Annotated in this window: 20 protein-coding genes; 7 read left to right on the plus strand and 13 right to left on the minus strand. The window is 51.8% G+C overall.

Annotated elements, in window-relative coordinates; translation table 11 throughout:
* Nucleotides 1-4: 4 nt before the first annotated feature.
* Genes B5D63_RS20545 through B5D63_RS20555 form a run of 3 tightly spaced genes read right to left on the minus strand, consistent with a single transcriptional unit; the run spans nucleotide 5 to nucleotide 3,400 of the window.
* Nucleotides 5-1,006 (minus strand): 4-hydroxyproline epimerase, encoded by a 1,002-nt coding sequence (locus tag B5D63_RS20545; RefSeq protein WP_078670722.1) that lies wholly within the window; start codon nucleotides 1,004-1,006, stop codon nucleotides 5-7.
* A gap of 42 nt (nucleotides 1,007-1,048) precedes the next feature.
* Entirely contained in the window at nucleotides 1,049-2,476 is a 1,428-nt protein-coding gene (locus B5D63_RS20550) for an aldehyde dehydrogenase (NADP(+)) (protein WP_078670723.1), read from the minus strand.
* Nucleotides 2,477-2,485: 9 nt separating this feature from the next.
* Nucleotides 2,486-3,400, minus strand: coding sequence for a dihydrodipicolinate synthase family protein (locus B5D63_RS20555; protein WP_078670724.1), 915 nt, complete (start codon nucleotides 3,398-3,400; stop codon nucleotides 2,486-2,488).
* Nucleotides 3,401-3,600: 200 nt separating this feature from the next.
* Here B5D63_RS20555 and B5D63_RS20560 point away from each other — a divergent pair, with 200 nt between their 5' ends.
* Nucleotides 3,601-4,497: an AraC family transcriptional regulator gene (locus B5D63_RS20560; RefSeq protein ID WP_078670725.1), complete on the plus strand. Its 897-nt coding sequence runs from the start codon at nucleotides 3,601-3,603 to the stop codon at nucleotides 4,495-4,497.
* An 83-nt stretch (nucleotides 4,498-4,580) separates the two neighbouring features.
* Here the strand turns inward: B5D63_RS20560 and B5D63_RS20565 are convergent, their stop codons facing one another.
* Nucleotides 4,581-5,021, minus strand: a complete 441-nt coding sequence (locus B5D63_RS20565; protein ID WP_078670726.1) for an Hsp20/alpha crystallin family protein — start codon at nucleotides 5,019-5,021, stop codon at nucleotides 4,581-4,583.
* Between the two features lie 179 nt (nucleotides 5,022-5,200).
* On the opposite strand from B5D63_RS20565, the gene B5D63_RS20570 reads away from it, so the two are divergent.
* The gene (locus tag B5D63_RS20570; protein WP_078670727.1) at nucleotides 5,201-5,632 is read left to right on the plus strand and encodes a hypothetical protein; all 432 of its coding nucleotides are present in this window, start codon (nucleotides 5,201-5,203) and stop codon (nucleotides 5,630-5,632) included.
* Here B5D63_RS20570 and B5D63_RS20575 read toward each other — a convergent pair.
* Genes B5D63_RS20575 through B5D63_RS20585 form a run of 3 tightly spaced genes read right to left on the minus strand, consistent with a single transcriptional unit; the run spans nucleotide 5,625 to nucleotide 8,413 of the window.
* On the minus strand, nucleotides 5,625-6,635 hold the full coding sequence (locus B5D63_RS20575; RefSeq protein ID WP_200817056.1) for a zinc-dependent alcohol dehydrogenase family protein: 1,011 nt from the start codon (nucleotides 6,633-6,635) through the stop codon (nucleotides 5,625-5,627). The two genes, B5D63_RS20570 and B5D63_RS20575, sit on opposite strands and share 8 nt — an antisense overlap.
* 9 nt (nucleotides 6,636-6,644) lie before the next feature.
* Nucleotides 6,645-7,364 (minus strand): polysaccharide deacetylase family protein, encoded by a 720-nt coding sequence (locus B5D63_RS20580; protein ID WP_078670728.1) that lies wholly within the window; start codon nucleotides 7,362-7,364, stop codon nucleotides 6,645-6,647.
* Between the two features lie 2 nt (nucleotides 7,365-7,366).
* Nucleotides 7,367-8,413 (minus strand): hypothetical protein, encoded by a 1,047-nt coding sequence (locus tag B5D63_RS20585; protein WP_078670729.1) that lies wholly within the window; start codon nucleotides 8,411-8,413, stop codon nucleotides 7,367-7,369.
* 185 nt (nucleotides 8,414-8,598) lie between these two features.
* Between B5D63_RS20585 and B5D63_RS20590 the strand changes: the two genes are divergently transcribed.
* Both B5D63_RS20590 and B5D63_RS20595 read left to right on the plus strand, forming a co-directional pair.
* Nucleotides 8,599-10,107, plus strand: coding sequence for a DNA polymerase/3'-5' exonuclease PolX (locus B5D63_RS20590; protein ID WP_078670730.1), 1,509 nt, complete (start codon nucleotides 8,599-8,601; stop codon nucleotides 10,105-10,107).
* 115 nt (nucleotides 10,108-10,222) lie between these two features.
* A complete protein-coding gene (locus B5D63_RS20595; protein ID WP_235021597.1) occupies nucleotides 10,223-10,828 on the plus strand; it encodes a hypothetical protein in 606 nt (201 codons plus the stop codon).
* On the opposite strand, the gene B5D63_RS20600 is transcribed toward B5D63_RS20595, so the two are convergent.
* From B5D63_RS20600 to B5D63_RS20615, 4 genes are all read right to left on the minus strand, one after another.
* Nucleotides 10,825-11,649 (minus strand): sigma-70 family RNA polymerase sigma factor, encoded by an 825-nt coding sequence (locus B5D63_RS20600; protein WP_078670732.1) that lies wholly within the window; start codon nucleotides 11,647-11,649, stop codon nucleotides 10,825-10,827. The two genes, B5D63_RS20595 and B5D63_RS20600, sit on opposite strands and share 4 nt — an antisense overlap.
* A gap of 318 nt (nucleotides 11,650-11,967) precedes the next feature.
* Nucleotides 11,968-12,804 carry a universal stress protein gene (locus B5D63_RS20605; RefSeq protein ID WP_078670733.1) on the minus strand — a complete coding sequence of 279 codons (837 nt, stop codon included), beginning with the start codon at nucleotides 12,802-12,804 and terminating at the stop codon, nucleotides 11,968-11,970.
* A 21-nt stretch (nucleotides 12,805-12,825) separates the two neighbouring features.
* Complete coding sequence (locus tag B5D63_RS20610; protein WP_078670734.1) at nucleotides 12,826-13,659, minus strand: universal stress protein; 834 nt, start codon at nucleotides 13,657-13,659, stop codon at nucleotides 12,826-12,828.
* A gap of 9 nt (nucleotides 13,660-13,668) precedes the next feature.
* Nucleotides 13,669-14,061: a hypothetical protein gene (locus tag B5D63_RS20615; protein ID WP_078670735.1), complete on the minus strand. Its 393-nt coding sequence runs from the start codon at nucleotides 14,059-14,061 to the stop codon at nucleotides 13,669-13,671.
* 165 nt (nucleotides 14,062-14,226) lie between these two features.
* On the opposite strand from B5D63_RS20615, the gene B5D63_RS20620 reads away from it, so the two are divergent.
* Together B5D63_RS20620 and B5D63_RS20625 are read left to right on the plus strand one after the other, a co-directional pair.
* The gene (locus B5D63_RS20620; RefSeq protein ID WP_235021598.1) at nucleotides 14,227-15,819 is read left to right on the plus strand and encodes a PAS domain-containing sensor histidine kinase; all 1,593 of its coding nucleotides are present in this window, start codon (nucleotides 14,227-14,229) and stop codon (nucleotides 15,817-15,819) included.
* A gap of 4 nt (nucleotides 15,820-15,823) precedes the next feature.
* Nucleotides 15,824-16,882, plus strand: a complete 1,059-nt coding sequence (locus B5D63_RS20625) for a response regulator (protein ID WP_078670736.1) — start codon at nucleotides 15,824-15,826, stop codon at nucleotides 16,880-16,882.
* On the opposite strand, the gene B5D63_RS20630 is transcribed toward B5D63_RS20625, so the two are convergent.
* The gene (locus B5D63_RS20630) at nucleotides 16,879-17,256 is read right to left on the minus strand and encodes a hypothetical protein (protein ID WP_078670737.1); all 378 of its coding nucleotides are present in this window, start codon (nucleotides 17,254-17,256) and stop codon (nucleotides 16,879-16,881) included. The genes B5D63_RS20625 and B5D63_RS20630 overlap by 4 nt on opposite strands.
* A gap of 159 nt (nucleotides 17,257-17,415) precedes the next feature.
* Here B5D63_RS20630 and B5D63_RS20635 point away from each other — a divergent pair, with 159 nt between their 5' ends.
* The gene (locus B5D63_RS20635) at nucleotides 17,416-18,219 is read left to right on the plus strand and encodes a universal stress protein (protein ID WP_078670738.1); all 804 of its coding nucleotides are present in this window, start codon (nucleotides 17,416-17,418) and stop codon (nucleotides 18,217-18,219) included.
* A gap of 8 nt (nucleotides 18,220-18,227) precedes the next feature.
* Here B5D63_RS20635 and B5D63_RS20640 read toward each other — a convergent pair whose 3' ends face one another.
* Entirely contained in the window at nucleotides 18,228-18,452 is a 225-nt protein-coding gene (locus B5D63_RS20640; protein ID WP_078670739.1) for a hypothetical protein, read from the minus strand.
* Nucleotides 18,453-18,518: the final 66 nt, after the last annotated feature.

Genomic DNA, 18,518 nt, shown 5'->3' on the forward strand with positions numbered 1-18,518 from the left:
TGTATCAGATTACCTGTAGTCCGTAAGCATAAGGGTCGTCTTCCGGATCGATCGAAATAGTGTTGTAGCCGTATACTCTTGCCCATCCTTCGATGCTGGGACGGATGGCCGGCATGCCGCCCACGCTGGTTTCTTCTTCTATCCTGCCGGTGAAGCGGGAGCCGATGATGCTTTCATGTACGAAAGCGTCGCCGCTTTTCAGTTTGCCTTTGGCATACCATTGCGCCATCCGGGCGGATGTGCCGGTACCGCAGGGAGAGCGGTCGATGGCCTTGTCGCCGTAGAACACTGCGTTCCGCGCGGTGGAGGTGGAATCCATGACCGCGCCGGTCCACAGTACGTGAGAGCAGCCATTGATATTCGGATTGTCAGGATGCACGAAACTTCTATTTTCGTTTATCCGTTTACGTAACACCCTGGCCCATTCGATCAGCTGGGAAGCGGTAAAATGTTCCAGTCCGGGGAAGCGGTCCTGTACCTCTACGATGGCGTAGTAGTTACCGCCATAGGCCACATCTACGGTGAGCGGTCCCAGATCGGGGCAGTCTACCACGATGCCGGTGGCGGCCAGGTAGGACGGTACGTTGGTAAGCTTCACGCTTTTCACTTTGTTACCCTGCTGTTGGTATTTTACCTCTACCAGTCCTGCCGGTGTTTCCATTCTTACCTTGCCGCGTACCTTCGGGTTGATCAGTCCTTCTTCGATGGCGATGGTGATGGTACCGATAGTGCCATGGCCACACATGGGCAGGCAGCCGCTGGTTTCGATAAAGAGCACCGCCACATCGTTGGCCGGGTCATGGGGCGGATAAAGAATGCTGCCGCTCATCATATCATGCCCGCGCGGTTCGAACATCAGGCCTTTGCGGACCCAGTCATATTCGCGGAGAAAGTGATCTCGTTTTTCACTCATACTGGCGCCCTGCAGGACGGGGCCGCCGCCGGCCACGAGCCTGACAGGGTTGCCGCAGGTATGTGCATCGATGCAAAAAAAAGTATGCTTCACGATGGATGTATTTGCTGGTTAATAAAATGGTGGCGCCTAACGTTAACGGCCATACTGATTGTCTGTCAGCCGCCATATGCCACGTGGGTTGCCGTCTTTAAGTTCATCGGGCAACAGCGCGTCGGGAAACTGCTGGAAGCATACGGGCCTTACCCAGCGCCGGATGGCGGCGGTACCTACGGAGGTGAAACGGGCATCGGTGGTAGCCGGGAACGGACCGCCATGTACCATGGCGGCACATACTTCCACCCCGGTAGGCGCTCCGTTCAGGATGATACGGCCGGCGAGCGTAAGTTGTACATCGATCACCTCCCGCCACTGGCCAAGTTCTTCTTCGGTAGCCATCACGCTGGTGGTGAGCTGCCCTTTGAGGCCTTTGAGCACCGTCAGCAGCTCTGCTTTGTCTTTACAGGCGACCACGAGGGCATGTGGCCCGAACACCTCTTCTTTCAGCGCCGGATTAGCCAGGATGGCGGCGCCGGAAGTAAGCGCCAGCGAAGGGCGCACCGCATTGGCGTCAAAATCCAGCACTGGTGCGGGTGACAGGCTGACTTCCTGGTTGGCCAGCATACGGGTGCGTCCTTCCAGGAAAGCGGTATGAATGCCGGGATGCAGCATCTTCTGGGGGGATGTTTTCTCCAGCGCCGCACCCAGCTGCTGCTGAAACGCGGTAAACGCGGGGCTTTCCAACCCTATCAGCAACCCGGGATTGGTGCAGAACTGTCCCGCTCCAAGGGTGATGGAGGCGGCAAACGTTTCTGCCAGCGCTGCGCCGCGCGTTTCCAGCGCCTGCGGCAGGAACACCACCGGATTGACGCTGCTCATTTCGGCAAAAACAGGGATGGGCACTTCCCTTTCGGCCGCATAGGCGCAGAGAGCTTTACCGCCCTGCAACGAGCCGGTAAAGCCCACGCCTGTGGTATTGGGATGAATGACCAGCGCTTTGCCGGTATGGTAGTCACCCGTAACATGCTGCACGGTATGCGCCGGCATATCGCTTTGCACAATGGCAGCCTGTATGGCTTCAAACATCAGTTGAGAAGTACGCGGGTGTGCAGGGTGTGCTTTTACCACCACCGTAGCGCCGGCGGCCAGTGCGCTGGCGGTATCGCCGCCCGCCGTGGAGAAAGCAAAAGGGAAATTACTGGCGCCGAACACCACCACCGGCCCTACCGGCACCAGCATCCGGCGGATATTAGGCGTAGTGTCTATCACCGCTTCTACCCAGCTGCCCTCTTTTATCAGGTCGGCAAACTTCTGCAATTGCGTGGTGGTGCGCACGATCTCACCGTTCAGCCGGGCCATGGGCAGGTTCGTTTCCTCCCCTGCCGTTTTCACCAGCCCCTCGCGGCGCGCCGTGATCTCCGCCCCGATGGCTTCGAGAAAAGCGGCGCGCTGTGCCGGCGGAATATTTTTATATTGTTCGTAGGCTGTGGCAGCCTGCTGCATAATCTGATCTATCTGCGTCATAAGGGAGAATTATAAAGAAAGATAATCCGGTAATACGGGACGGTTGGCCACTGCGGTACGGATTACCTGCAGCACGCTTTCCCTTTCCGCTCCTTCGAGCGTCAGGCGTGGCGCCCGCACATACTCGCTGCCCAGTCCCACTTCCGCCTCGGCCAGCTTGATAAACTGCACCAGCTTGGGATACAGGTCCAGCTCCAGCAACGGCAGGAACCAACGGTAGATCTCCACCGCCTCTTTTATGCGGCCGGCTTTGACTAACCGGTAAACAGCTACCGTCTCCGCAGGAAAAGCATCTACCAGTCCACCTACCCAGCCATGAGCGCCCAGCACCATTTCTTCCAGTGCTAACGTATCAAGGCCGCATAATATTTTAAACCGGTCGCCAAAACGGTTGATCATGCGGGTGACGTTGGACACGTCGCGGGTAGATTCTTTCACCGCCTGGATATTAGGCAGCTCCTGCAGCTGATCGAAGATATTCAGTGTCACCTCTATCTTATAATCCACCGGGTTATTATATACCATCACCGGCAGGTCTGTGGAAGCGGCCACTGTTTTAAACCAGGCTGCTGTTTCGCGCTCGTCGCTTTTATAGCGCATGGGAGGCAGCAGCATGATACCGGCAGCACCCCATTTCTTCACCAGCGCCGCCTGTTGTACGGCGTCACGGGTGGCGCCTTCCGCAATATTCACTACCACCGGTATTTTACCGGCTACTTTCTCTACGGTAAACTTCGTCAGGGTTTCTTTTTCAGCGGTTGTCAGCGTGCTGGCTTCTCCAAGGGAGCCACCCAGGATAATGCCATCAATACCCGCCGCCAGCTGCGCCTGCAGGTTTTTCTCAAACAAAGGCAGGTCCAGTTCGTCGGCTGCAGTGAATTTGGTAGTGATGGCGGGAAATACGCCTTTCCATTCGATAGACATGATGTTTTCTTTTTTCCTCAAAAATATCCCGGACACCCGCAGTTGGCTTTCCCGATTGTAATCAATTATAGCCTGATATTAACCAGTTTTGAAAAAAACAGGGTTACCTTACCGTTTTTTAACCAGTTCACTCAACTCAAGGTTACAATACGGTTAATATTCGTAATATTGACCCAATTCAACATCAACCCGGCAATGATATGAAAGTCTTACAGTTTACCGTACCTGTACCCCTCGATAAAACCATCATCGTACAAAGAGACGTGCTGCCCTACTTTTATCCGCACCTGCACCGGCACCAGGAAGTGCAGCTTACCTGGATACAACAGGGAGAAGGTACCCTCGTGGCGGATAATAATATGCATGCTTTCCGGCCCAGCGATATCTTCTGGCTGGGCGCCAACCAGCCGCATATCTTTAAAAGCGATCCGTCCTATTTTGCCCCGAGAAGCCGCAAAAAAATCATGGCGCTGGTCATCTTCTTTAACCCCGACGGTAACCTGTCCGCGCTGTTCAACCTGCCGGAAATGAAACCGCTGAAAAACTTCGTACAACAGCAGCAATGCGGGTTCAAAGTCCCGGCCCTGCAAACGCCGGACATCTCCGCACAAATGCTCCGCATCGCCAACAGCAACGGTCCCGAGCAACTAATGCACTTCGTGGAACTGCTCCGCCTACTGTCCGGATGCCCGGATATTAGCCCGCTGGCAGCTGTCAACAAAAAGGTTACCGTCAGCGACCATGACGGTATCCGCATCGGGAATATCTACAACTATATTATGCACAACTATGAACACCCCATCACACTGGAAGATGCGGCCAGCCAGGTACACATGACACCGCACGCTTTCTGCCGCTTCTTTAAAAAACATACCCTGCATACCTTCGTTTCGTTTCTCAACGAAGTACGCATCAACGAAGCCTGCAAAAAACTAACCGACGGTAATTATGATAATATTGCTACCGTAGCCTACACCAGTGGGTTTAACAGCATCACCAATTTCAACCGGGTGTTTAAATCCGTTACCGGTAAGTCGCCCAGCGAATACCTCAACAGCTATTTCCAGCATGTGGAGAAAACAGGGCAGCAGCAATGATATATGAAAACAAAAGTGCCGCCCTTTAAAAGTAAAAGGCGGCACGCTGTTCATGTTTCGTGTATCCGTTATAGTAAGGTGGGTCACTTCACAGGTATTTCCTGGTTCCTACCGTTCTTCTTAGCATCTTCACTCTTTGGCAATTTGATTTTCAGTACGCCATCATCGTATTGCGCTTCGATCTTGTCTTTGCTAACGCCTTCCGGCAGATGGAAGCTCCGGGAGAAACTACTGTAGTTGTATTCCTGCCGGCTGTATTTATCATGCTTCTCCTCTTTCTGACTTTCCGATTCCGCACTGATGGTCAGCATCCCGCCTTCCAGCTCAATTTTAAAATCCGATTTCTTCAGTCCCGGCGCAGCCATAGACAGTTTGTAACTGTCCTTATCTTCTGTGACGTTGACAGCGGGTACGGTCAGCGCATGCACCCCGTAAAAATCGCTCGCCCAATCTTTCCAGGGGCGGAAAAAATCGTCAAATACAGATGGTAATCCTGTACGTTTGGTTAATGTTTGTGTGGCCATAAGTACCTCCTTTTTTTTAGATCAAACTTACAGTAAGTCATACAGAAGAAAAATGAGATCTGTCAGTATACGGGCTGATTTAAATCAACCATAACCTGCCTCTGCAATTATAACATTCCGCCTTCCTTGCCTGTTAATACCATACAACAATTTTTCTTTACACACAAACCTATAACCCCATGACACTTTTTCAATTGTTTGTTCTGCTCCCGCTGATATGGATGGCCAACCCGTTACAGGTCCGGCAGGAAAGCGAGGCAGCGGCAGCTGTCCGGCACATCAAGGAAAACACACGTACCGGCCTCGACTCTCTCGACAGGGTACAGGACCAAATGGAAAACGACGCCGCCCGCCTCAGCAAGGAGACGATAGCCTATTACCGGAAAGAAAAAGCTGCCATTCAAAAACAGGAGACCAGGCTACGGCGAAAAGTAAAGGAGGAAACCAAAGTAGCGGATGATAAATGGGAAACCTTCAAATCCTCTGTAGAAAAAGACTTCCGTGCTCTGCAACAACGGGTGGACGCCCTGAAAGAAAAGATAAAAAAACAACTGCCGCAGGAAGAACCTCCTGCAGAAAGTGACCATCCGCCTACTACCCTGCTCACATGACCAATACGGCGGCCCCTTTTATCTCCCCTTTCCGCAACGCCTGCAGCGCTTCATTGGCCTGTTCCAGCGGATAGGTTTGTACCATGGCCGACACCGGCACATGTTGAATCGTATCCATCAGCAACAAGCCGTCTTTGCGGGTAAGATTGGCAACGGAGCGGACCGAACGCTCTTCCCACAACAGACGGTAGGGAAACCCCGGAATATCGCTCATGTGAATACCGCCACATATGACCACGCCACCCCTGTCTACCTGTGCCAGCGCCTGCGGTACCAGGGAGCCATCGGGAGCAAAAATAATAGCGGCATCCAGCAACACCGGCGGCGGGTCCAGCGAGCTACCGGCCCATGTGGCGCCCATTTTCAGCGCAAAACTTTCGCCCGCTTTATCATCAGGACGCGTGAAGGCATAGACGGATTTATAATGATACCGCGCTATCTGAACAAGTATATGCGCAGCAGCGCCAAAACCATACAGCCCGATATGTTGTGCCTGTTCCGGTACCATGCGCCAGGAACGATACCCGATGAGGCCGGCGCACATCAGCGGCGCCCCTCCGGGATGCGCGTAGGGCGCCGGCACAGGCAGACAGTAGTCCGCGAGCGCCACCATGTAATCTGCATAACCACCAGGAACACTGTAGCCGGTAAAAAGCGCATGTTCACACAAGTTCTCCTGACCGAGTGAACAATATTTGCAATGCCCACAGGTATATGCCAGCCAGGGCACGCCCACTTTTTCTCCTGCCGCCAGGGTGGTTACTCCCTCTCCAACGGCAGCCACTTCACCGATAATCTCATGTCCCGGGATCAACGGTAAAACCGGCGACGGCAGCTCTCCATCAACAATATGCAGGTCTGTTCTGCATACGCCGCAGGCGATTACCTTAATTAATACCTCTCCCACTCCGGGCACAGGCACCGGCACTGTTTGCAGCATCAGCGGCTGCCCTTTCTTTTCCATCACCATGGCACGCATGGTGGAAGGTATACTGTTCATCATACCAATATTTCAGGGTGTTACATATCTGCTTATTTTACGTAGTAGTTGCGTGCCGGACCAGCGGCCGTCCACCAGCATACGGCGCAGGGTATACAGTTCCTTTCCTTCTGCCGGCTGCCGGTTGAGCTGAAATGCCGCTTTATAACCGGCCAGTTTTACCTGCCTAATAATGCTGTCATTATACGCTCCAAAAGGATAAGCGATATACCGTACCGGCCGTCCGGTGATTTTTTCCAACTGCTGCCGCGGCAAGAGCAGCTCTTTGTCCCAGTCGTGGTAGCCGTCAGGACGGGGATGGTCCCAGGTATGGCTCTCCACCGCATGTCCATTCTCTGACAACGCTTTTATTTGAGCAACAGAAAGGTAGTGCGGTTTGTTCACGGTGACTGTCATTACAAAAAACACGCCTTTAAAATGGTAACGTTGCAGCAAGGGTGCTGCTATTGAGTAATGTCCATCATGGGAGTCGTCGAAGGTGATCATAAAGGCGCGTGCAGGGAATGGCTTATGCTGTTGCAGTAATGCCACCATCTCATCCGGCAGAATGGTATGATAACCGCTGTCGGCAAGTGTTTTCAGCTGCAGTTCAAACTGACGGCTGTCGATATGCAACAGGTCATTCTGATGTTGTCCCGGGGTGGTGATGTTATGGTAGCACAATACAGGCAGCTGCTGTGCGGCAGTGGCGAGGGACAGGCAACAGCCCAAGAGAACGAGGAACATTTTCATAACTATTGATATTGAATGTAAATCGGACGGGGAAACAGGGCCAGCACTTCATCCGGCCCCATCAGGCGGCCGCCGGTAGCGACATCTACCTGGTAAAACAGTTTAAAACCGGTGAATTGCACCGGTTGCCGGGCAATCCAGCTTCTGTAGGTATCTTTCTTTTTAGCCACGCCGCCAAAACCATCCATGTCCATCACGATCTGTACTTCCGGTCGCAGGCGGATATCCCTGTAGTTTGTCACCATCCCCTGTGTAAAACGATGTACCACCAGTATTTTAGGTGGCAGCCCATGCCGTTTCACCAGTCCTGCCAGCCAGCTACCGGCGTAATTGATGTCTTCCGCATCCAGGGTGCCGATCACAGAACAAGGCACTTGCCCTCCTTTCATGGAATATTCCGGATCTATGCCCAGGTGCACTTCCGGCCGCGCCAGGTATTTTTCCAGTTGTGGCAGCTCCTCCTGTAATGTACTGTGACCGGGTTGTATATCCAGGAAGACCAGTGCGTGTGCCTGCGCTGCCAGTTCCAACACTTTCTCAATAGCTGCTTCCGGCATACGGAGCCTGTATTTGCCGTCTTTACCGGGGTTACGCTGTGCCGTTACTGCGATATAATGAAAGGCGGGTAATACCGGTGTTGATGAATCTGCCGCCCTCCACATAGCAGCCGTGGCGGCCAGCCGCGCCAGCATGGAATCTACAGGGACGCTCCCCAGCACACCCAGTTTAGGCGTGTAAAAATTTCCGTAGTAAGCTACAATACGATGAAACGGCAATAACGCCCCGGGGGCAGGATAATCCCGCTGGTATGGCCAGGCAATAACGGCAGAGTCGTGCAGCAGCTGCAGCATCTTTTGCCGGTAAGCCAGGGTATCGGTGACAATACCCGCCGGCGCCGGCCGGCGAACATCCACAGCTTTTTCCGGAAAAGCAGCCTGACCATAAGTCTCCGGATGATTGACCCCGTGATCGCGGGACGGCGACCACACTATCCATACCAGCAATATCGCCACCACTACTTCCAACGCCAGCTTTCCTATGTACTTCATCTCCTGGTTTTTATTATCCGAAACTACCTGGTTTCCCCGACCGTCCCAATGACACTACTCATCATAAATACTGACAGTGATCAGCTACAGGTTATCCTGATCATAATCACCTTTGCGGGTAATACCCGTCATATAATGCCATTCCCAATCCTCCTAATTTAGTAGTGATTAAAACCGGACTACATATGAAATCACCTCTTAAAAACAGTCCGCCTATTCCGGCATCACTGGCCCCGCTGGGGCGCATCCGGGACATTACCCCCCGGGAAGTATTCGCTATACAGGAACAGTTGGGTGTCAACAGCATTCGTGACCTGATCGTCGCCATTAACAACAAACGGCTGGAAACCGTAGACGGTCTCAAACCGGTACAGATAAAAAACATCAAAAGGGCATTCAAACTTTATAAAACGGCCGGCAGCCGCGTTCCGCTATGGGATGCCCGGCTTGCAGGTGATGAATTACTGCGTGCGCTCTCCCAGTTCCCCGAAGTGGAGAAAGCGGCGCTCACCGGCAGCCTGCGAAGAGGAAAAGACACCATTGGCGATATCGACATACTCGTGCAACTGAACGAAGCTGACCATCGGAAACTGCTTTACAAGCTTGCCAGGATGGCTCAAACAGACCACATCATTGCGATCGGCCCGCACCATGTCTGTATCGTACTGCGTAACCAACTCCAGGCAGATATCCGGCTGGCTACACATAAATACTTTGGCGCAAGCCTGTTGTATTATACGGGGTCTGCACAGTATAGCGACACCCTGAAGAGCCTGGCGACCGCGAAAGGATTCCGTTTCGGGCCAGAGGGACTGGCAGACAGCCAAACAGGTGAATACGTGGCCGGGGAACGGGAAACAGACATATACCGGCAGTTGGGCCTGGACTACCTGGAACCGGAACTGCGGGAAGACCATCAATCCATGACGGCATTGCAGTCACTTCCACCCCTGATCTCCTTCAACCAACTCAAAGGAGACATGCAAATCCATACCAACTGGAGCGATGGCTCCGAAAGTATCGCCGCCATCGCCAAATACCTTTCCCATACCTTTCCTCAGTACCAATACATTGTCATCACCGATCATGTTTCCGCCAAACGGCCCAACCACGTATTGCCGCCGGAAGACATTTTCAGGCAAACAGCGGAAATCAACCGTGTCAATGGCCTGATGGGATCTGATTATATTAAAAAAGGCGTGGAAACAGATATCCTCGAAAGCGGAGACCCGGAGCTGGCAAATGATATCCTGCAACAGTTCGACTGGGTGGTAGCATCCATACATACCGATTTCACAAGAGATAATACCGACCGGCTGATCAGGGCCTGCGAAAATCCTTTCGTGCATTGCATCGGGCATCCCAGCGGCAGGTTGATTGGCATCCGTCCCCCCTATCCGGTGAACTGGGAGGCCGTGTTTGAAGCAGCCGCACGAACCGGCACAGCCATGGAGATTAATTCCAGGCCCAACCGGCTTGATCTGAACGATAATCTGGTACGTCTGGCCGTTGACAAAGGCGTTAAACTGGTTATTGACAGCGATGCCCGCACCCTCGCCCATTTCGATTTCGTGAAACTGGGTGTGTCTATGGCCCGGCGCGGCGCCTGTTGCAAAAAAGACATTCTCAACACCGGCCGCTGGGAAGAGATAGCAGCGTTTAAAGCCGCCAAATTACAGTTGCTCCGAAAATAATCCTGTTGTTATTTTTTGCCCTTCGGGAGATAATTAAATTTTTTTTTACATCCTGTCACAAAAAGTCTCCTTCGTCTGTCCATGATGAAATGGATTTTTTATGACTAAAAGCGAGATGTCAACATTTACCAGGACCGGGCACTACTGGTCGGGCCTTACCCTATCCGTATTTATCGGGTTCCATCTTTTTAATCAGCTCACGGCGCTCATGGGGGTGGGTGCGCATATCTCCGTGATGCAGGTCCTGCGCCTGGTATACCGGCATCCGGTGGTGGAAACCATCCTGCTCCTGGCGGTGGTGTTTCAGATCACTACGGGGTTGCTGATGGTTTTCAAGCGGCAACAAAGTACTGTGGCGGGGAAAATACAGGTTTATTCCGGGTTATACCTTTCCTTCTTTTTGCTGGTCCATGTGGGCGCCGTATTATATGGCCGTTCCCTGGCGCTGGACACCAATTTTTATTTCGCCGCGGCGGGGCTGAACATGTACCCGGTGACTTTCTTTTTTATTCCCTATTACCTGTTGGCCATAGGTGCAGTTTTCTTACATGTAGCCGCCATCCATTACCGGAAAACAGGTTCGTTGCGCTGGTCACGGGCCATAGTGTTGGCGGGGTTGCTGGCGGCGATACTGATCATTAGCGGCTTTACAAATGGTTTCCGGTGGCGGCCTATGCCGCCGGCCAACGAACAATTTATCCGGCAGTCATTTAGCGCTTAGCAGAGTTTATCGGGATTCCGGACAAAATACACCGTGTGGATGCCGTCTGTGTCCATGGACAGGATCATGACGGTGTCCACGGCGCCCGTGGCATCGTGGAAGATCACGCCTGTTTCCCCGTTGATCTCCGTCACTTCGAAAGTAAGCTGTGCGCCTTGTTTGGCATAGATGCCCAGGAAGAATGCTGCGGCAGTTCCACGGCCTGTCAGCGGCACTCTTGCAGCAGAAACCTTTCCGCCGCCGTCCGAATAGATGGTAATATCTTCTTTCAGGCAGGCCATCAGCCGGGCGGTATCGCCGGTAGAACAGGCTTCTACAAACGCCCGGAGCAGCGCGTTGCGTTGTTCTCCGGCGGGTATATACCGCAGCTTACCGGCCGCGATCTTTTCTTTGGCGCGATGGAACAGCTGCCGGCAGTGGTCCTGTTCCAGGCCGAGTATGGCGGCCACTTCTTCATAGGAATAGCTGAAGGTCTCCCGCAGGAGAAATACGGCGCGCTCGTGGGGGTTCAGCGTCTGCAACAGGATCAGCAGGGCGAAGGAAATATCGCTGTCATGTATATACGAAAAACGCTCCCGAAAGAGCGGTGAAGGCAGGTCTATGCCCGGGTAGACGGTCTTTTTTCTGGCCTCCAGCAGGGAAAAGCAGCGATATATCACTGCTTTGACGAGATAGTTTTCCGGATGAACGATCGATGCGGCCTCCTGCCGGGAATACGCCAGGAATACATCCTGCAGGATATCTTCTGCGTCCATGGCGTTTTTGGTCATCTTATAAGCCACCGCAAACAGCGTGGGCCTGTACTGTTCAAACCCTGTCATCCAACAGTTTTTGCGGCCTTGAAACACATCGTATTCATCCCCTCTCCGGATAGTCGGTACCCACTTATACTATCAGCAGTATTTTCTTTCATACCAGGTATTGTTCTTTACACTACTTTGTTACAGTACATTGCAGCGGCACTTTGGCGGCTATAAAGTTAACAAATTCGTTATTATGAACCGGAGTATCATTGAATGACGTCGCACCACAGCTGCTTCCATTTTTCTGCAAGGACCTTAACACCGACCGTTGCGCGGCGCCATATGGAAGTATGTCAGAAAATGACGGCAACAGCTATACGCTGATTTCCTGCGCCGCTAAGGGTGTGTGATAAAAACGGGAATATCCACGGTGCGTAGTACGTTTTCGGCATCGCTGCGGTGAAAGAAGCGGGACATACTGCTGCGGCCATAGGCTCCGTAAGTCACGATACAATCATTGCGGCGGATCAGGTAGGCCAGGAAAGCCCTGGCAGGATCTCCTTTCAGCACCTCTGTCGTCACCTGGTCATAATGAAGTGATAAATAGCTGATGATCTTATCTTCATACGGAATATGAGGATTGTTTTTTTCCTCCACGTACAGCAGTTTTACCGGGATACTGTAACATTCCGGGAAGAGGGCCGTAAAAGTCCGGATAGCGTAAGTGGAAGAAAAAGTGCCGTTGTAGGAAAATATGATTTCCCGGATGGCAGACAATGTATTAGGCAGTACCATCACCGGGCATTCCGCGGTGGCCAGCGTTTCCTTTACGAAACGGGTAGGCACCCCGTCCGGCAGACTGCCAAAGGAAGTGTCAGCGCTTAACAACAACAAGTCGGCAAAGCGGCTTTCCTTTACAATTTCCTGTACAGGATAACCATTTGTTTCCACGATTCTGAGACAGATGGCCCCGTCCTCACATACTTCCTTCAACTTGCGGATATTGGTGCTCCGTTGCCATTCCAGCGAAGCCCTGCTTTCAGCGGTGATCTGCGCATAGTTGACGGCATAACACTCGGGGTACATGGTCGTCATCGGTTCCAGCTCCGTGCTGAAGTTGTCCAGACAAATGATCGTCAGCCGGGCATTCTGTTCGCGGGCGAAATAGCGGAAAGTAGCTATCTGCGAAGGGGAAAAGTGCAGTGCATCTACTGCAGCAATCATTTTTTTCATAGTCATAGCTTTTTTATGATGTTAATGGTGAGCGACAAATACAGGCTGACTGACCAGTTTGACTACCGGTTTCATGGGATTGGGCACGAACAGGTTGGAGAGTTGATTTCTGCCAAAGGCGCCCATGACGATCATGACCTTTTCCTTCATAAACAGGTGCTCCAGTAACCGTGCCTGTACATTATCGTCTTCCAGCACCATCAGGGAACTGTCCGGATAGTGCATACACAGCCACTCTTTCAGTTTTTCGGTATCCCCCTTCACCGGCTGCCCTTCGGGAGTCACATTGAGCACTGTTGCTTTTACCCCAAATAATTGTGGCAGCAGATAGGTAAACTGTTTGATTGCGTACATGGAGGCGTTGCTGCCGTTGTAGGTGAAAATAATTTCATCGATTCCCTCAAAATTCTCCGGTGCAATCACTACCGGGCATTCCGACCGTTCCAATATCTCTTTCACAAAGGACGATGGCGCCGACTCCGGCCGCCAGGAGAATGAGGTGGCCGCGTCCACTACCAGCAGGTCAGCATACCTGCTCTCCTTCAATACCGCCGTCAGCGGAATACCGGTATGCTGGTGGATGGTACAGTTTACGCCATTGTTCTCGCAATGATTTCTGAAACGTTTTATATTCTCATCGCGATACAGCTCTTTTTGCTGTTCAATCGGTGCGCCCGGCACAGGCGCTATCACGCCTTTGTCGCGGATATCTTCCACCCCACGCAGCTCCATCGCCTGATTTTCCAGGAATACGCCGGTCAGCCTGGAATGGGTAAGATTACCCAGGTAACAGGCGAAGTCAAGACAACTCTTGCTCATGCATACAGCATCTGTCACAAATAATATCTTTTCCATAACAGCAGATTATTCGTTTTCAGGTTCTTCCGGCAATTCGAACATGGCTTTTTCGGCGTCGCCGGCATTCAGTTCCTCGAGTGTAAGATGTCCCGTACCCGTAGTTTGCAGCCAGAGCGGGCCGACCTTATGTACCACCTGTGCGTGCAGGCCAAAAAGGTAATTCAGATCATGTTCCACCGCCACCGCCGTACGGTAGTGGCTCACATCCAGCCAGCCGAAGCTATGCTGCATCCGGACCTTTTCGATGGGAGTATTGGCAGGCACCTTGTCTTTTGCGGGAGAGCAGGCGCCGGGGGCATGTGGTTTGTAGAAAAACTCCAGTTTCAGCCGCGGGTACAACTGGTGAAACCGTTCCTGGATGTCCGCAATGATCGCTTCTTCACTAATATAGATTTGCATAACCCATAGCTTTAAAATGCTGATACAATATTACACCAGCCACGTTTTCCCGGAAATGAGATCAGTCAGCACGACAGATGACAGTGGTCATATACTTTGCCGCCACCACATAAATGCTTACCTTTCCGGCGTTACAGCTTGTTTTACCATTAAGACTCAACGATCATGAACCTACATATCAGTGATTTGGACATTGATCTGCAGCTCAGCATTTTCGCCGCCATGATGGAGCGCACCCCTGGCCTGGTGGCCGTCAGGGAGATGGCTTCCGGAAAATTGAAATATATCAATGAAACCGGCATCGGGATGTTGGGCACCGACGATTTCCCATCGCTGGAATTACTGCTGGAACAAAACCAGCTGGGTACCGGTAAAGCAGTGTTACACAACGTGCTGCCACAGGAGGAAACGCTGTTGCAGGAACGGCCCTGGAAAAATATCCAGGGAGAAACCTTCATCGGTTTGTATGAAGAAATGGTGCTAAAACACAAAAAAGACCAGTACTGTTTTTTCCGGATCACCGACAGCCAATCCGACCGCCGGTATAAACTACAGTTAAGCAGGGAGCTACAACGTTTTGGCGCCTTGTTCAACTATGCCAGCATCGGAATTATTGTTACCAACCAGGAGGGCGATATCGTCCTGATCAACGATTTTGCCCTCACCCAGTTCGATTACCGGCGGGAAGAGCTGACAGGACAGAAAGTGGAAAAACTGATCCCCCGGCGCTTGCATCACAAACATATCGGCCACCGCGAAAGATACAATGCCCACCCCCAGAGCCGGCCGATGGGCATTGGCCTCGACCTTTATGCCGTCCGGCATGACGGGTCGGAGTTTCCGGTAGAGATCAGCTTAAGCCACTATTCCAACGAAGAAGGACATTTTGTGATCGCGTATATCAACAATATCACGGAACGGAAAAAAGCGGAAGAGCGCATAGAAAGGCTCAACGACGAGCTGGAAAGCATGGTAGAAGAACGTACCCAGCAACTGGTAAAAGCGCTGGCCGACCTGGAAGCATCCAAAGAAGATCTGACCATCGCCCTCAGCAAGGAAAAAGAACTGGGTGACCTTAAGTCCCGTTTTGTGTCTATGGCGTCTCACGAATTCCGTACACCGCTGAGCACCATTCTTTCTTCCGCATTCCTCGTAAAACACTACGCAGCAGAAACCGAGCAACCGGTGCGCAACAAACATATCCAGCGCATCGTGAATGCCGTCAGCTTTCTTACAGACACCCTCAATGATTTCCTGTCTGTCGGAAAAATTGAGGAAGGCAAGTTGCAGGCGCGGTACTCCATGTTCCAGATCAAAGAGTATTTCCAAACCATCATACAGGAGATGCAAGGTATTATCAAAGAAAAACAAACCATCCGGTATGAACATACCGGCGAAGATATTTGCTGGCTGGATACCTCGCTGCTCCGGCATATCGCCATGAACCTGCTGGGCAACGCCATTAAATTCTCCGCCCCCGACGGTATCATTGAAATGTATACCCGCATGGAAGACAACCAGTTTACCCTCATGGTCAAAGATTATGGCATCGGTATGTCACAGGAAGACCAACAGCACCTCTACGAACGGTTCTACCGTGGCACCAATGTGAGCAATATCCAGGGCACCGGCCTTGGGCTGCATATCGTTCAAAAATACAGTGAGCTGATGAACGGCGCCATCTCCTGTGCCAGCGAGCTGGGCAAAGGCACCGCGTTCACCATCACTTTCCCTGCTGATCCTATAAATATTCCGTAAGCATATGAAAACGATCCTGTTAATAGAAGACAACGAAGAACTGAGAGATAACACGGCAGACATCCTGGCCATCGCCGGTTATCAGGTATTGACCGCAGAAAATGGGATGACCGGCTTCGAAAAACTATTGGAACATAAGCCGGACCTCGTCATCTGTGATATAATGATGCCGGTGCTGGATGGTTTTGGCGTACTGCACCTGATGCAACAGCACGAAACGCTCAGAGATACGCCTTTCATCTTCCTTACCGCCAAAACGGAGCGGGCCGACTTCCGCAAAGGTATGGGCATGGGCGCCGACGACTATCTGACCAAACCTTTCAGCGGTACAGAATTATGGGAAACCGTCGCAAACAGGTTGCGTAAAGCCGCCATCCGGAAAAAAGAATTCGAGCCCAACCTCGAAGGTATGAGCAAACTGATGTACGAAGCTACCGGTAAAGCCTCGCTGCAATCCCTGGCCGAAGGACGTAACATCGACAAATACCGTAAAAAGCAAGTAATCTATACAGAAGGGAACCATCCGACCCGCCTCTTTTTTGTACAGAAAGGAAAAGTAAAAACCTGCAAAACCAACGATCAGGGCAAAGAGCTGGTACTGGATATTTATACAGCAGGTGATTTTCTCGGATATAATGCCCTGCTGGAAGGTTCACTGTACAAGGAAACAGCCATAGCCATGGAAGACAGTGAGATCGCCTTGATCCCTGCTACCGATTTCCAGGAACTGCTGAACAATAACCACGAGGTAGCTGCGCAACTCATTAAAATGCTGGCCAGAAACGTCAGTGACAAAGAACAGCAGTTATTGGGCCTGGCCTACAATTCGCTGCGTAAAAAGGTAGCAGAAGCCTTACTGAACCTGCTGAAAAAATACAATCCTCCCAAGGATACACCGCTGGTGATTAATATCAGCCGGGAGAACCTCGCCAATATCGCCGGTACGGCCACCGAATCGCTGATCCGTACACTGAGTGATTTCCGGGATGAACAAATGATAGAGATCAAAGAGGGAGCCGTAGTTATCCTGAACGAGAAAAAACTGGCCAACCTGCTGTCTTAGACCTGAGGGAAGGCCTGGCGCAGGTAATGTCGAAAATCCTTATCCAGCATGTCAAAATGCTGCTGTACCATGGTAAACCGGCTGTCTATCATCTGTTCCGACTCGGTAGCCTCTTTCAGGCTGCCGCTGGCAGGCACGGATGCCAATATACCCTGCTGCTCACTGATTTCGTGGCGCAGCAGGGCAACCTGCTCATCCATCTTCAGAAACCGGCTCTGAAAATATTCCAGCCGCCCCAACTCCCGCCGGTCGAAGTCCGTCGATAAAATCCGGGCCAACTTCAGCTTAAAATGAATATTCTCATCTTCCAGGACCTTTAGCAGGCATTTACGTGACTCATGTTGCGCCCGCAGTTCTTCTAATTTGTCCTTCATCCTCCGTTGTTTATAGTAATCCGGCACAAATTAAAACAGGCAGGCTTCCTGATCCATGACAGGAATCACGCCATATCCTGATATCCGTCATTGGGCCGTCCCATCGGCCATACGACATTTGGTACAGGTTATTTTACAGTGTCTTATAAATACAGGATTATGAAAAAGATATTACTGGCCGTTGACAATGGCCATTTCCCTGAAGGCGCTTTCCGTTTTGCCCGGAAACTCAATGAAATGGAGGCCATTACCCTCTGCGGGGTATTCCTGCCGGAGCTGGACTATGCCGCCAGCATCAGTTATGCACCTGTACTGATCCCCCTGACGGAAACCTATGCCAGTGCCTCAATTCAACAAAGCATGCAAACTTTCCGTGAATATTGCGCTCAGCATAATATCCACTCCCTGGAACATCATGATGTTACGGAAACTCCGCTGAAAGTGCTGAGAAAAGAATCACTTTTTGCAGACCTGCTGCTGTTCAGCAGCGAAAATTTTTATGCAGATTTGTTATACGGGCCCGGAGGTTTTCTGGGCAACGCCCTTCACGAAACCGCCTGCCCCGTAATAGCCGTTCCTGAAAATGCGGCCTTTCCCGAAAGCGTGATTCTCACCTACGACGGCAGCGCCTCTTCCGTCTTTGCGATTAAAAGTTTTGCCGGTCTGTTCCCGCAGTTGTGTGAACTGAAAACAACGTTGCTCTATGGCAACACCGGAAACAACCAGCCGCCGGACGCATCTGGCATACAAGAGCTGGTACAACACCATTTTCCACACCTGACCATGGAACCTATCCAGACGATCCCTGAAAAATACTTCAATACCTGGCTGAGTGAGATCCCCAACCCTATCGTAGTAAGCGGCGCCTACGGCCGCTCTCTGCTGTCACGGGTGTTCCGGCGCAGCTTTGTGGAAGACACCCTGCGCGCCCACCAGGTACCGGTGTTTATCGCACACCGTTAATGGCATATTTATAGTTTTTTCAAAGTGTTGACCGCCTGATCAAATGCAGCAGCGTCTGTGCCGGGAATAAACACTTCCCGCCTGCTGATGATCAGGCGGGAAGTGATACCATCAACAGCCGCGCCACTGTTGGACAGGTGATGACACACGCCTGCGACAATACGACAGCCTGTCCATCGGCAGGCTTGTTCATGAAGCGCGGTACGGTGCATACGATAGTTCAGATTCGTCATCAGTTAATGGCAAGGAGGCCAGGGTATTGCATACCACTTATAAAAAAGTACGGGCAGCGCTTGCAT

The organism is Chitinophaga eiseniae, assembly GCF_900167135.1.
In the GTDB taxonomy this organism is placed as follows: domain Bacteria; phylum Bacteroidota; class Bacteroidia; order Chitinophagales; family Chitinophagaceae; genus Chitinophaga; species Chitinophaga eiseniae.